Here is a 13,825-nt window from a genome sequence, read left to right as displayed (position 1 = left end):
ACCTGCTTACTTCTGCCTCTTTCTCAAGCCAAAGAAGAGAAAAAGGCTGAGCCACAGTGGTGAGGAAATCCCTCCAATGATGATAGATGCCCCTATCTGCTCAACGATCGCTCCAAAGGACAGATGGTTCGAGATCAGGGCAGCTCCTCCCTTGATGAATCCCCATCCTAGGAGTATTCCAACGACCATGACCGAGGTGGATACATGGACGAGATGTTTCCATCGCTGCCACCAGGTTTGGCTTCTGGGTGTTTTGATTTCAGTCTTTTGCTCATCGAAAGATGTGTTGTTTTTCATGCGTCTCCTCTTAGTACTACTTTGGTAGATTTGTAGATGTGAGCTTGGAGCAAAGAATTAAGGCTGAGCATGAGCGTGAGGTTTTGTGCTCTCTATGTAGCTCGTCCATTAGAAACTGCCAAAGTAGTATTAGGCCATAGGTTGTGTTTTCGTGGGACCCTTGATTGCATTTTTATTCTCATGTACTAAAACGGACCAGGCATACGAATACCAAGCTATGAAATGGGAAGAAGTGTGCGAGCGGGAGGAGGGAGTGGGTGTGGGAAGGGATTGGCTGCTGCTGCTGCTGAGTCTGTGAGATTTGTCAGTGAGTTTTTCTCTCCGGTGCTGAGGCCGTGAGATTTGTCTATGAGGTTCTCGTGAGGTTCCCTGGTGCAAAGAAGAAAGCACCTGGACCTCCAAGGTGGTAACAAAGCGGTAATGGGTTACCGGGTGGAGGTGGTGAGCAGCGAGACCTGCATGGGTGCCACCCTTCGCAGGTTTTCTTCATCATCCCCGAGGGCGTCAACTGAACATCTCTGGGCCCTTTCGCAGGTTGTCCTGGATTATAGGAATAGGCAAGGCTATCGGCCAACGCCTCTACACTTCCATCCCCAGACAATAACCACTCCTCCACGCAGCGCTGCGCCTCGCGCGTCCCGTACCTGAGTAGTTACGGTCTAAGAACAGAAGATGCCCTTTCTATGTCCAAACGCTGCCCAATTTCACGATAACCTATTGCGTTCGCAACTGCCTTCATTTAATATAAAGATGTTTACTTGTATAACTAAATTGCCTCGCATAACTTCTACGTTTCCGCATTGTCAACGCGAAAACAACGTAGAGTTAAACGAGAGGAGTTGTGTATTGTATGGCTGCTTCTCTTATCTTCTGTCCCCATTGTGGCGCACAAAATGTTGACAGCGAGCAGTTTTGCCTCTCTTGTGGCTATGCTTTCCTGTCAACTACCGTTGTACCAGATCCATCTTTGCTCACAGGTCAGTTACCAACCCAAACCTTTCTCAAACAGCGTTATCGTGTATTGCAGGTAGTCGGCCAGGGCGGCATGGGTGCGGTCTATCTGGCTCAGGATACCTCGTTAGGAGACCGCCTAGTTGCAGTAAAAGAGATGAGCCAAACCAATGGTCAGCAATCACAAGAAGCGGTGGAGAGTTTTAAGCATGAGGCACATCTTTTGGCTGGCTTACAGCATCCCAACCTGCCCAGTATTTATGATTACTTCGAGGAGAGTGGGCGTTGGTATTTAGTCATGAGTTTTATTCAGGGAGAGACATTAGAGGACTACTTGGCGCATGCTCCAGGCCAGAAGTTACCGCTTGATGAAGTGCTCCGTATTGGACAAGAGTTGTGCAACGTCCTGAGTTATCTCCACTCCCATCAGCCCCCAATTATTTTTCGGGATTTGAAGCCCGGCAATATTATGCGTGGTACGGATGGGTGTATCTACTTGATTGATTTTGGTATCGCGCGCCACTTTAAACCAGGTCAAGCCAAAGACACTGCCAACTACGGATCTGCAGGCTATGCACCACCCGAGCAATATGGGAAGGCACAAACCACCACACACTCGGATATTTACAGTCTGGGGGCCACTCTCTACGAGATGACTTCTGGCTATGATCCTTCGCAGTCTCCGTTTCGCTTTCCACCGCTGCAATCACTTGTATCCACTCTTCCTGAGACCTTTACCGATCTCATTATGCAAATGTTAGAGTTGGACGAGAGTAAACGTCCAGCGAGCATTCAGGAAGTACAACAGGTCTTACAGAACGCCAACAACCCAACATCATCAATATTCACAAACAATCCATATATGCCATCTCGACTTAAACAAACAGCACATCCTCTGGCTGTATCCGCAAAGCCTAAACAGCCTGCCCCATCCCTACCTGCATCGAAGCAATCCTTGCCCTCGCACCCGAAATTTGCTTCTGCACAACACCAAAATCAAATACAGATACAACCTGAGATAATGTATGGAGCAATTCACACAAAAAGATTTCCATTTGGGACAGGAGTCTCTATTGCAGGAATGATTTTGGGGCTTTTTTTTATCTTCAGTGTTATTGTGGGGCTCCTCAATGCGAGATTTATTCCAGGTGGAATATTTATCAACGTTAGTATGGATGGTTTTCTGTTATTGTTCGGCTTAACAAGCATTCTTCTTGTACGTTCCAATAGTAGTATCTTTCCTATCACAAAGGCTCAGCGAGCTGAATACATTGTAGTGGGAATTATTGAAGGCGTTGCTCTATTATTTGGTTTAGCCATAGCAATAATTGGTGGGATAACCAGTACACCTACAAATACCAACAAAAATATGGTTATTCTGGGTATTTTCTTACTCATTGTGAGCGGATGTACTCTTTGGATTACTCATGTTAGGATTAGAGCTAGGCTTAGTCAGAACAACGTAAGTGGATTACAAAACCTCAAACACCTGATTAACGCATCAATGGATATTTTAAGCAAGTAAAAGAGGGCCTATAGTTCCAGCGCCTCTTTCCACAAATTGCATTCAAAAAAACCTCGAATCGTAAACTGATCTTGGAGAGACGTTTCTCCAGAGCAGACAAGTAGGTGAAAGTGTGGGTTGCCAGATAAGTTCGCCGAAACAGGGAGATATGCGTCATGAGTAGAAATTGGCGAATTTATGGGTCAACCCCTTTTACGCCCATGTCCTCGGCTGGTCCAGCCGCGATCCATGTGAAACCGCGGCGACTCAGCCGAGTTCTTGGGCCAGCCCGATGAGAAGTCCTTCAGGTCCGCGGATGTAGCAGAGCCGATATGCGTCTTGGTACTGGACCACCTCGCTGCTGACAAGTTCTGCGCCGTGCTTGCGGAGCCGGATGAGCGTATCGTCGATGTCGTCCACGGTAAACATGACGCGTAGGTAGCCCAGAGCGTTCACTGGGGCGTTCCGGTGATCGGCGACCACAGGAGGCGTGATAAATCGCGAGAGCTTGAGCCGGCTGTGGCCGTCTGGCGTGCGCATCATGGCGATCTCAACGCGCTGGTCGCCCAGTCCAGTGACGCGCCCTGCCCACACGCCTTCTACCATAGCTCGCCCTTCGAGCTCGAGGCCGAGCTCAGCGAAAAAAGAGATAGCAGCATCGAGGGATTCCACCACGATGCCGATGTTGTCCATTCGTTTAAGCGCCATGTGTCCATTCTATAATGTGTCGTCCGTTCTGTCAACGAACGCAGACCAGGACGCTCGTCGCATTTTTACTGAAAGGTTTCCCGACCTGGTTGAGCCGTGGGCGCAGATGACCAATCGACTTCGAGAAGCCCTGCGTGTCGAACAGACTGAGCTATTGACTGGTTCTCCTTCCCCATCGCTTCGCAGTCTCTCATCCCTGGCTGGCACCAGAGCGCCGCTCAAGGCTGTGCTCATACAACTCATAGCGCCAGATAGGAATCTCTCGCCATTCCCAGGGGGTATGCACGATCTCCTCCAGCGAAGCCTCGCCACACCAGTACTCCAGCCCCCACTTCGTCGCTCGATGCCCGATGACCACAATCGCTTTCTCATCATACTCACGCAAGACCTCGCGCAAAAAAGTGCTCACACGCTCGACGACCATCAGCAGGCTCTCCCCACGAGGAAATGGCTCAGTGATGCGCTGTGGGAACTCTTCCTCCACCTGCGCAACTGGATATTGCGTCATATCACCATAATCGTACTCACGAAGCCGGGCGTCTGGGACAAGGGGCAGCTCACGCCCTGAGAAGGCGAGCTGAGCGGTGGTCGAAGCGCGTTGCAGGTCAGAGAAGAAGACGGCATCCAGTGTCTCCGTCGCATAGTGCTTCCCAAGATCCTGCGCGAGCTTTCGACCGAGCGCGGAGAGCGGCACATCGGCATGACCAGAAGCCTGTCCCGTCTCGTTATCGACGCTGGTCATATGGGGGGAATAGAAAAGTGTCAGCATCTTTTTCCTCCTGTGTGCATTGTCCAGGAAAGTTCCTTTTTCCTTACCAATGCATACGTAAACCTCTCTTAAAGGGGACATCTTTGGCTCTTGCTTCAACAAAACCCTTACACAAAACTCGGCATGGTGTCCAACCGTAGAGTGGCTGAAATCGATCTGATCGTCACGGATGGACATGATGGACTGCTAGCGGCCGTCGGATCTCTGTTTACAGCGACGCCCCGCCAGCGGTGTCTGGTGCATAAACAGCGCAATGTCCTCAACGCCGTTCCCCACCGGGAGCGGCAGGAGGTGGCTGCGGAACTGGGAGGGATCTGGAAACAAGAGAAGAAAGAAGATGCGCTGTTGAATTTGGCGGCATTTAAAGCCAAGTATCGTCAGCGCTATCCTGAAGCCATACGGAGCCTGATGGAAGATGAAGAACATCTCTTGACCTTTTATACCTTTCCACCGGTCATGTATCGCTACATTCGCAGCACCAATGCCATTGAAAGCCTGTTTAGCAATGTCCGACGACGCACAGATCAGATTGACGCTTTCACCACGGAAACGAGTTGTTTGACCATTGTCTGGGCGGTGATGCAAGATATCCGCCTGCCCAAGATTCCGGTCGACTAAAAGCTGAACGCTCATTGCGGCCGACGTCAAAGCAACCAGCCAGAAAGGCTGGTTCGGAAGGAGGTGGCGTTTGCAAACGGTCCTGTGTAACAACGATGTTCTCTATGGTATACTGAACTACGCAAGAAACCCCATTTCCCTCTTGTCTCTCAATCCCTATTTGTCAAGAAAGGCAAAACAGATGCCCAACAAAGCACGAGTAGCCCTCACCGTCCTCGATCTGGAGACAAGCATTGCTTTCTATACCACATTGCTGAACTTCAAATTGGTCGAGTTTCAGCCAGATGCGGGAATAGCCTACATACGGGATAGCGATGATGATCTAGTGTTACTTGCTTCCCCGCATCTTGAAGATCCGCGCAGTCTTCTCGACGAGCCCCGCCAGGTCTTCAAGCCTGGCGATATCCTTGACTTCTTTGTTGACACATTTGAAACGCAGCACGCCAGACTGGTCGAGGATGGGCTCACCGATATACACGTCGAGGAAAATGAGCGTGGTGAGCGAAAATTGCTGGTGACCGATCCCAACGGCTATCACTTCGCTTTCGTGATCCCGGTGAAACGCTCACCCGAAGCAATGCTAGCTGCCTACGCGGGGCTCAGCGACGAGATTGCAGCAGCGCTTGACGACCTCACCGAAGCCGATCTCGATCTGGAGCGCGCCCCCAATGAATGGTCGATTCGCCAGATCATCCATCATCTTGCTCTGAGCACCTCGTTGTCCTTGATGTCCATCGAAACCGTCCTGGTGAACCCGGGAAGCGTCTTTGTACGGCCTCCCCACGACCAGGAAAAATGGGTTGAGGTGCTGGATTACAAGCATCGACCCATCGGGACGTCGCTGGCTCTCATCAGTGCGGTGCAGGCCCATATTACCCAATTACTACGCTATGTGCCCAATAGTTGGGATCACTCCATCGTGAGGAAGTTTACTACGGAGGATGAGGGCCATACAGCCACGCTCAGCGACATGATTACCATCCAGATCGAGCATACGACTGCACACCTCGACGAGATCCGCCAGACCCGCAAGATCCATCATCGCTAACGCCGTCAAATAATTGGAGGGCATCGAACTTGTAGGTGAGTGCCCTCCGATACGATTTGCAGAAAATGACAGACACCCTGCAAAAATGGGATTTTCGGTGAAGCATGAGCTACTGTACCTCTCCGTTTAGACTCTCCTGAGAGCATTTCCAAACCAGGACTCATGCTTCTCGATTTGGAAATGTTCTCTGTATCCTTACACAACATTCGGGATGGTGTCCTATCCACCCCCCTCTTCTCCAGCCCAAACTCCTCCAATTTTCCCCGAAATGTATTCGCACCAGCATCCTGCTCCCCTCACTCAAACCACCAGGCACATACACACCAGTCCTTCTTCCAACCACACCCCCCTTGGGACACAACGATACACGAGAAGGAAGAACCCTTCCTCACAAAGGAGAAAGAGATGCTCATTCAAGGAAACAACCAGCCAGCAAAAAGGGGAGCGTGCTCCCAGAAATGTGACTATTGCTCGCGTCCACTGTCTTCCCCTCTGCTTCTCGTCGGCCAGGAGCACACACAGACCGCCTATCATGCCAGTTGCGCCAGCCTCCTCGTGCTGGAGATCATGGCCGATCTTCGCGGCCTGGTCATCCCGCTTCAGCAAGAACCAGCATCCCAGCAGGATAAGGCTATGCGAGACGCCTTCCGCCAGGCGGTCCACCCCAGGCAACGGTCATAAGGCTGCTCCATCATCCACTGACACAGCACCGAGAAAGGCCTTCCGCCAGGCTACCCATTGCCTGTGAGACCCTGCAAACTGCCACTCACCACCACAGACCCTTTCTCTCTCCTCCCCTGACTCAGGCTCCCCACCATCCCCAGCTGCTGCTGCTACTCTCCCCCTGCTCCTCTTCCATACGCTCTTCCTTTTCCCACTAAACCGCCTGAATCTGCGCCAGGTGGCTACATGTAAATGCGAGAACTCCTCGCCACTGTGTCTCTTCCCTCGGTCTGCAACAAGACGAGCACCTAAGGGGGGCAGCAGCGATCCCCAGGGAAAAGCTCTCCTACAAAAAAAGAGCGAGTCCTAGCGACCCGCTCTTTCGACTAAACCATGGATATATAGTCATGAACTGTAGTATAAAACACTTCAATACACTTGTATAGCATGCTGGGATCGATCATGCACCTCCAACAGTTCTCTCCCACCAACGCCCTCATAGCATATCTCACCAGCACTCCAACACCTCACTACACCCTGACCCACTCATAGGGCAGAAAATCCTATGCCTCACGACGGAGGACGCGCCAGGACTCGCTCTTTCACGCTCTACCATGGGTTTAAATCTTTACTCGCGGGGTAACATCAGTAGTAGAGAACCACGCTTCTGCCCTGGTCTAGCTCCCTGGGACCAATCACGCTCCTCCTGCTCCTCTCCCCCGAAACAACGGCACAATATTCTCGGCAGGAAGCTCCGCTGCGCCATCACGTGACCGAGCACGAGCCTCCATCACTCGCCGCGGACGTCTTTGCTCCTGCTCCTCCCCCTTGAGTGGGATCTGTTGTGTCATGGCCAGCACCATTTCCTCGTCAAGATCAGGATACATCCACTGAAGCACCTGACACGCAACCGCCTGCTTATAGGCCAATGATTGCCGCTGGAGGTCAAGTTCGCTCCACAACCCCTCGATGCGACGTTCCTCCAGCTGCAGCCGATATGCTTCCTCCTCCAGCGTTGCAACGCCCTCGGCAGGCATGCTCGCCACGCTCTTGCGAGACTCAGCATCCGCCTCTCTTCCGCTCCGATCAACACTGGCAGACGCTAACGTCGTGCTCTGCTTCTGGCGAGCCTCTAAGCTGGGAAACAGGTCTCGCCGGCGCATCCCAAACACCCGACAAAACTCCCGAATGTAGTGCTTATTCGGCAAGACATACCCCTGCTCCCAACGACTGATACTTCCGCGCGCAGCCCCAACCTTCTGGGCCAGATCCTCCTGGCTCCAATTACGAAGGCGACGCTCTCGTCGAAGATAATTTCGATGCTCCCCCGCCCTTCGGGTTGCTGCTCCTCCGGGGGAAGATCTATCATCTTTCCCGCCATCAGCGCGGGAAACAATTCTCCTGGCTTCTTCTCATACAACGCCGCCAGCCTGCGCCGATAATAGGCCCTGGGCTCAAACATGTCCATTCTCCCAGCGACTAATCGTCGTCACCGCCACTCCCAATGCGCCCGCAACCTCCTCCTGCGAATAGCTACGCTCTTGACGGGCCCGCTTGAGCACATTCTTCATCTTCATCCCCCCTTCTCCCTACAGCCACTCTATCCGGGTCACCTGGCCCGGATAAATCGTCACCTGCACCCGCTCCGTCGTCCCCGGCGAGGTCACGGTATAGTTGCCGGGCGCTAAGGCCGGAAACACCCCAGCCCACAGCTCCTCTTCCTCCCAGGCCTGCCGCCCAATCGTCGCCGCCACCTCAGGCAAACAGTGGCGAAAACCCCGCCCAAGCAACAGATTGACTCCACGCTGGCGCACCGTCGCACACACCAGGAGCGTCCCTTTATATCCATCCACCCCTAAGTCCATCCCACCCTGGCTCTCATCCTGCTCCTCATCAGCCCCGAAGAATGACGCAGTTGCATATACCACTGCAACAGGCCAAAAAGCAGCCCCAACCCCGTAAACACCACCGGTAACACCAGCCCCCAGAACCCAGGTAGCACCTGCTCCACACTCAACACCCACAACACCAACCCCACTAGCACGAGCACACCACAACACACAATCACCACACGTTCCCTTCGCCCACCTCGCAGCATCACCTTCACCTGTTTGCGCACTTCGCGTTCTCCTCTCTGCCATCAGGGCAGCACAGGGCAGCACACGACCTTCCACCACCAACCCACAGCCAGGTGGAACACGAAAAACAGCAGGTGCATGCCCTGGATCCTTTTCCCTCCCTCATCCCTGCATCCGGCCAAGGTATGGAGTACAAGAAAGGGAAATACTATCGTTAACGCTGGGCATTGTACCATGCTGACGCACATTCTGTCCTTACCTCATATACCTTTTCTGTCACACAAAATTTTTCAGCGCAAACGCAAACACATGTGACAAAGTTGCTATGCTGCTGCTATGCTCCTGTCATCTTGTACGCTCTATCTTTGCACTTTTTGGCTGAGCCGCATCAAGCGGCCAGCAGATCAACCAACGTGTCAGGGTGAATGCCAGAAAGGAACTGCTCATGCAGCCAGTCAAGCAAGCGATGACGATGGCGACGCTGGATTTCGCGCCGGGCTTCGCCAATGGTCACCGCGCGTTGCCACCTGAGTTGCAAGCGGTGCTGTTCTTCCTCCAGAAAGACGTAGAGCAGCATCGCCAGGGTCCAGAAACGCACCAGGGCCTGAGTACTCATGAGCTGGTAGTGGTCCAACCCCAGCTCTTCTTTGCCATCAGCGAAGAGAACCTCAATGTCCCAGCGCGCCGAGATATGGGCAAGCAAGACCTCAACCGAGGCGTCCAGATCACTAGAGGCCCAATAGCGCGCCTGGGAGAGCGGAGCCGAGAGCGAGTGGCGCACGATCACAACCTGACAACGGTACAGTTTGCGTACACTGGTGGTCACCACATGGACAGACACCGCTTTGCCGCCGCGCGGCCAGGAAGTCTGGACGAAATCTTGCTCTGTCAAGCCGGCCAGATAATCACTCAGTTTCTGCCACCGCCATCCTTGCGGCGTGGTGGCATCGGCAATGCGCAGCCACCGGTTGCTCTTGATCCCGGTCGTGATGAGGAAGTCTCGATCACGAGCCGCACGCCACAGGCATTGAGCGCAGTACCAACTGTCCAGCAAGACATGCGTTTTTGTCCCGACGACTGGCTCAAAGGTGCGAATGAGTGTCTCCATCAGCGCGATCTTGCTCTCAAACGCCACGTCTTCGCTTACGCAGACCTTCTCCTGTCGGTACAACTGCGGAGCCAAGGGGCACCTGCGATCCAGCAACACGTAGAGTCCCTGCACCAAACTGTGGCCGACGATGCGCTGCTCGTAGGTGGTCGAGTGATGCTTGCCCAGACCCTGCATCTTGCGCCCTTTCGGTTTGCTCATCGTGGAATCATCTCCAATCAGATACCCGGTCACCAAGGGATCTTTGGGGCGACCTCGACGTTTGGGTTGCGCCTGACGTTGTTGTTCCCGTTCGGCTTCCACCAACGGCTGCATCTCGGTGCGGAAGCGTTCCAGCCAGACGACGACCAATGCTTCGGCTACCCACGGAGCTTCCGAGAGAATGCGACTCAACCCGCTCAAGCTGGGAGGCTGCGCAATCTTGCTCAGCATCCCCGAGAGCGTGCGCCTGCCCTCGCATTCCAGCAGCCCCAGCAGGACGGTCACGAAGTACTCATATTGGGGCTTGGAGAAGACCGCACGGAACCGCTCGGCAAAGTAGCGCACTTCTGCATCCAGACAGAGAATAGGCTGTGGCATCGGACACCTCCGTGGTTTCAGGTTGTTTGTTACCTGTTTGATACCACATGGTGTCCTTCCCTGCTACCCTCTTTTCAAAAGTGCAAACATAGAGTTGTACGTCGACTTCACGCGAAAGATGGGGCATAATGGATTAGGATATCCTAATTAAGTAGTTCCAGTACCCGAGGAAGGGTCAAAGATAGCTTGATTCTCGAATTGACGTTCCCTCGAAGCAATCCTATCTGCAAGGGCCCTGCTGACACCCTGGATCCTACTCTCGCTCACATGCCTGCATCCGGCCAAGATTTGGAGCATACAAGCGAGTTCTCTTTCCCGCCAGCAGGGCCCTTCCTCTCCTCTCCCTTCCCTCCTCCACCGCACTGGAAACCACGTTTCCACCCTCCAGCCCCATCCCTCTTTTCTAGACAACACCCACTGGCAACAGGTTGCCACTTCCTCCCTCTCTCCTCAGCCCCTCTTGCAAGAGCACCGCTATCTGGTAACCGTTACCACATCTCCTCTTTCTCTCAGGTCCTCATCCCTATAGCAACAACCAACCACACGGCAACCGTGCGCCTCGCGCGCCATCCCTCTTCTCTCCATCCGCTCATTGGCAACAGGTTGCCATTTTTCCTCAGAACGCTTGGCCTCCTCTCCCCATCTCCACAGCAAGACCTGACCGCCCGATCGTCTACTGCTGTCGTGCCATCCCTCTTCCCTCCATGCAATCCAACTCACTGGAAACCACGTTTCCAGCACCAACCAGTCCCTCAGCTGCTCTTCTTCCACACACGCTTCCCTTTCCCGCAAAAACACGCACTCTCGCATCCTCATCTGCTTTGCGACCCGCAAAAAAAAGAGCGGGTCGCAAGGACCCGCTCTTTCGACAAAACCATGGATCATACCCGACATGTTTGTGGGGGAATAAGCTAGAGTATATACAACTCCTCTACACCTGTATATCACACCAGGACCTATCACACACCTCCAACAATTCTCTCCCACCAACACCCTCATACCACATCTCACCCGCGCGCCAGCATCCCACTACGCCCTGGCCCACTCCTCTCTCCACTCCATTCCTCCGCACACACACCTCTGTCACGCCTCTTGCTGGAAAAGGGAGACCTCGCGCGCCCACCCTCAAACAGATTGCGCATAAATCTATACGATATCGCACTCTTTTACGCACACAACCATGGGCACTTCCTCCCCCTGGCAGGGCCTTGCTCAACTGCTGCTGCTGCTGCTCTTCCTCCTCCAGCTCACTCTTGGTGGGAACCGGTTACCAGTGTTAGAGTTCCTGGCAACACATCACGAGAGAGGGCACCATGCACGCCTGGCTCCCAACCTCCTCAGCTTGCACTCAAGGCTATATTACACCTATGCGGAGCGTCACTTCTTGTTTCTTCTGTCCCCGCAAGGCACCTCTGCCTTGTGCTAGCTCCCTATACCTTCCTCTCCACTGCTCTCCTCCATCACTCCTCCTCTGGCTACAGGCAATTCTCTGCGAGAGTGGACACAATCAGCCACAGCAGCAACAGCTCGAGCCAAAACCTCCACTGACCACCAGCATCCCACAGCACACGCAAAACTCCTCTCCACCCCATCAGTGAAGGAGGCAGCAGGAGATCAGGCGGGAGTGGCCATGAGACGGCCTTAGGCAGCAGCCAGCCAGGCAGAAAAAGGCGTCAGCAGGAGGGAGAGGACATGAGAGACGGGTTGAGGACGGGTCGGGAACAGGTCAGGCAGCATCCCCTGACACCGCACGCTCGGCCCTGTCCTCTCATCGCTCAGGCGCTGCCCCCTGCCACTTCTCTCAAAACTATGACTATAGGCAATGTACCAGGCTGCACCGCCGGTTATCAAGAAAGCAACGAGTATGATGTTGTGCTCCCAGCCTTCTCGTCCGGGTCGGCGTCTAAGCGCCATCCCATCGTCGTAACCAAAACAAGAGGAACAACATGTACTACAATAAGGGTCTCCGTCCTTCCGGGGGAAGGATGAGGTAATTGTGCCTCATACAACCTCACCGATCAGGATACGAAGACGCAGATTTCCAAGGTTACGATAGCCATATGCTTGGCGCATCATCGCCTTGGTCCGGTTGTTTTTGCCTTCAACAAATCCGTTCGAGATGCGTGTCGGCAAAAAACGGAAAAACGCCAGGATTTCTTGTTTCCATTTGGTGAAGGCCGAGAGCGCTTGGCGCAGAGCATCAGGTCCTTTTTCTCGAACCTGATCGATCCAATCATCAAGTTGCTTCTCGGCAGTCTCTGTGGTAGCTGTCGCATACCAGGTTCGCAGGCCTTCTTTGAGCTGCCAGGCGGCCTCAAGCTCGGGCAAATGAGAGGCGATGCGTGCGCGTTCCTTCTGCTGATCTGGCGTTAAGGCTTCCTGAGCATGAAGGAAGAGATGTTGCTTGCGATACAAAAGCACTTGCCCTTCTTTCTTGTTTGCCCAAGCTGATACGACCTTTCGGAACGCTTTCATGGCATGCTGGATGACATGGAAATGATCCACCACAATCTGAGCCTGTGGCAAACAGGATCGAACCGCTGGTCTAAAGGAGGCACTCATATCCATGCTGACCGCTTCCACCTTCTCTGGCAGAGCAAGCCGTTGCAACAAAGGGACCACATCCTCGAGTCGACGTCCATAACGGACCTCAAGCACCTGGCTTGCTTCCAAATCACAGAGGATGGTTTCGTAGCGATGTCCTTTTCGGACGGCGAACTCGTCTATGCCGAGATAACGAGGCGTGGGGAGCAGACTTTGCTCATCGATTGTCAAGCCTCGCTGCTGCAAGCAAAGATGGGCAACGCTTTGAAAACAGTCACGTGCAAACCGAGGCCCAATCCCAAAGACCTCCGCAACATGGGAAACAGGGTGCTTTGCAGCTTGTCTTCCAATGGCTTCACGCAGACGTGCAGTAGTTCTTCGACGTGGGCCACAGGCCGTATCTGACTCCGTAAAAGGTTTGCGACACACGTGACAGCGAAAACGGCGTTTGAGCAGAATCAATTGTATGTGATCGTTTCGTACATCCAGATCTCTCTTGACGCGTTGACGACAATCATGGATCTGATCGCAACACCTCTGGCAGCCAGGACATATGGCGGTCTTCGTTTTTGCAATAAGCGTCACGTACAGGCTCCCATCGTCACTCCATTCTTGTGTTAAGACACAGAATTCGGGTAAGTCCAAAGGAATCAGAATACTGTCATGAACGGCTATTTCTTCTGTCTGTTCTCTGGTATGATGAGGGGACAAGGCTTGTTTCTCCTGATCTTGGCGTTTTGTTCTTACCAAGTTCAACGAGCGACAAGCCGTTGTCTTTCTCTACTTGCTCGTTTCTGCTAAAAAAGCTCATCCTTCCCCCGGAAGGACGGAGACCCGCGCATATTCTACACTCAAGTATCTCCCCATATACACACGGGAAGCGGTTTTTGTGCACTCAGAGGCATTGACAGATTTGTCTTCTTTCATCTATATTACGTCTAACGACATGTCAGCAAAC

Annotated in this window: 13 protein-coding genes and 1 pseudogene; 5 read left to right on the top strand and 9 right to left on the bottom strand. The window is 53.2% G+C overall.

What is annotated here, in order from left to right; translation table 11 throughout:
• The first annotated feature begins 1,147 nt into the window (after positions 1–1,147).
• Positions 1,148–2,773 (top strand): serine/threonine-protein kinase, encoded by a 1,626-nt coding sequence (locus JMJ16_RS09920; protein ID WP_201382802.1) that lies wholly within the window; start codon positions 1,148–1,150, stop codon positions 2,771–2,773.
• A 246-nt stretch (positions 2,774–3,019) separates the two neighbouring features.
• Here the strand turns inward: JMJ16_RS09920 and JMJ16_RS09915 are convergent, their stop codons facing one another.
• Both JMJ16_RS09915 and JMJ16_RS09910 read right to left on the bottom strand, forming a co-directional pair.
• Complete coding sequence (locus JMJ16_RS09915; RefSeq protein WP_236601349.1) at positions 3,020–3,460, bottom strand: VOC family protein; 441 nt, start codon at positions 3,458–3,460, stop codon at positions 3,020–3,022.
• Between the two features lie 190 nt (positions 3,461–3,650).
• Positions 3,651–4,229 carry a histidine phosphatase family protein gene (locus tag JMJ16_RS09910; RefSeq protein ID WP_201380821.1) on the bottom strand — a complete coding sequence of 193 codons (579 nt, stop codon included), beginning with the start codon at positions 4,227–4,229 and terminating at the stop codon, positions 3,651–3,653.
• Positions 4,230–4,352: 123 nt separating this feature from the next.
• On the opposite strand from JMJ16_RS09910, the gene JMJ16_RS09905 reads away from it, so the two are divergent.
• The 3 genes from JMJ16_RS09905 to JMJ16_RS09895 all read left to right on the top strand — a co-directional run bounded on the left by JMJ16_RS09905 (position 4,353) and on the right by JMJ16_RS09895 (position 6,576).
• Positions 4,353–4,847 carry a transposase gene (locus tag JMJ16_RS09905; RefSeq protein WP_255553206.1) on the top strand — a complete coding sequence of 165 codons (495 nt, stop codon included), beginning with the start codon at positions 4,353–4,355 and terminating at the stop codon, positions 4,845–4,847.
• A 181-nt stretch (positions 4,848–5,028) separates the two neighbouring features.
• The gene (locus tag JMJ16_RS09900) at positions 5,029–5,895 is read left to right on the top strand and encodes a DinB family protein (RefSeq protein WP_236601345.1); all 867 of its coding nucleotides are present in this window, start codon (positions 5,029–5,031) and stop codon (positions 5,893–5,895) included.
• Between the two features lie 405 nt (positions 5,896–6,300).
• A complete protein-coding gene (locus JMJ16_RS09895) occupies positions 6,301–6,576 on the top strand; it encodes a hypothetical protein (protein ID WP_201380817.1) in 276 nt (91 codons plus the stop codon).
• Positions 6,577–7,253: 677 nt separating this feature from the next.
• Here JMJ16_RS09895 and JMJ16_RS09890 read toward each other — a convergent pair.
• From JMJ16_RS09890 to JMJ16_RS09865, 7 genes and pseudogenes are all read right to left on the bottom strand, one after another.
• On the bottom strand, positions 7,254–7,730 hold the full coding sequence (locus JMJ16_RS09890) for a hypothetical protein (RefSeq protein ID WP_236601342.1): 477 nt from the start codon (positions 7,728–7,730) through the stop codon (positions 7,254–7,256).
• A gap of 42 nt (positions 7,731–7,772) precedes the next feature.
• Positions 7,773–7,826, bottom strand: a pseudogene (locus tag JMJ16_RS56885) (hypothetical protein); the annotation flags it as partial.
• Positions 7,827–8,012: 186 nt separating this feature from the next.
• On the bottom strand, positions 8,013–8,135 hold the full coding sequence (locus tag JMJ16_RS09885) for a helix-turn-helix transcriptional regulator (RefSeq protein WP_201380815.1): 123 nt from the start codon (positions 8,133–8,135) through the stop codon (positions 8,013–8,015).
• A 12-nt stretch (positions 8,136–8,147) separates the two neighbouring features.
• On the bottom strand, positions 8,148–8,618 hold the full coding sequence (locus JMJ16_RS09880) for a hypothetical protein (RefSeq protein ID WP_201380813.1): 471 nt from the start codon (positions 8,616–8,618) through the stop codon (positions 8,148–8,150).
• A 406-nt stretch (positions 8,619–9,024) separates the two neighbouring features.
• The gene (locus JMJ16_RS09875; RefSeq protein WP_201380811.1) at positions 9,025–10,323 is read right to left on the bottom strand and encodes a transposase; all 1,299 of its coding nucleotides are present in this window, start codon (positions 10,321–10,323) and stop codon (positions 9,025–9,027) included.
• Between the two features lie 1,641 nt (positions 10,324–11,964).
• Positions 11,965–12,237, bottom strand: a complete 273-nt coding sequence (locus JMJ16_RS09870; protein WP_201380809.1) for a hypothetical protein — start codon at positions 12,235–12,237, stop codon at positions 11,965–11,967.
• 87 nt (positions 12,238–12,324) lie between these two features.
• Entirely contained in the window at positions 12,325–13,389 is a 1,065-nt protein-coding gene (locus JMJ16_RS09865; protein WP_236601554.1) for an ISL3 family transposase, read from the bottom strand.
• Between JMJ16_RS09865 and JMJ16_RS53930 the strand changes: the two genes are divergently transcribed.
• Positions 13,297–13,488 (top strand): hypothetical protein, encoded by a 192-nt coding sequence (locus tag JMJ16_RS53930; protein WP_236601586.1) that lies wholly within the window; start codon positions 13,297–13,299, stop codon positions 13,486–13,488. The genes JMJ16_RS09865 and JMJ16_RS53930 overlap by 93 nt on opposite strands.
• The last annotated feature ends 337 nt before the right edge of the window (positions 13,489–13,825 follow it).

The organism is Ktedonobacter sp. SOSP1-52, assembly GCF_016587395.1.
The sequence above is the reverse complement of the archived record's forward strand: the minus strand, read 5'-3'. Positions and strand labels throughout refer to the sequence as shown.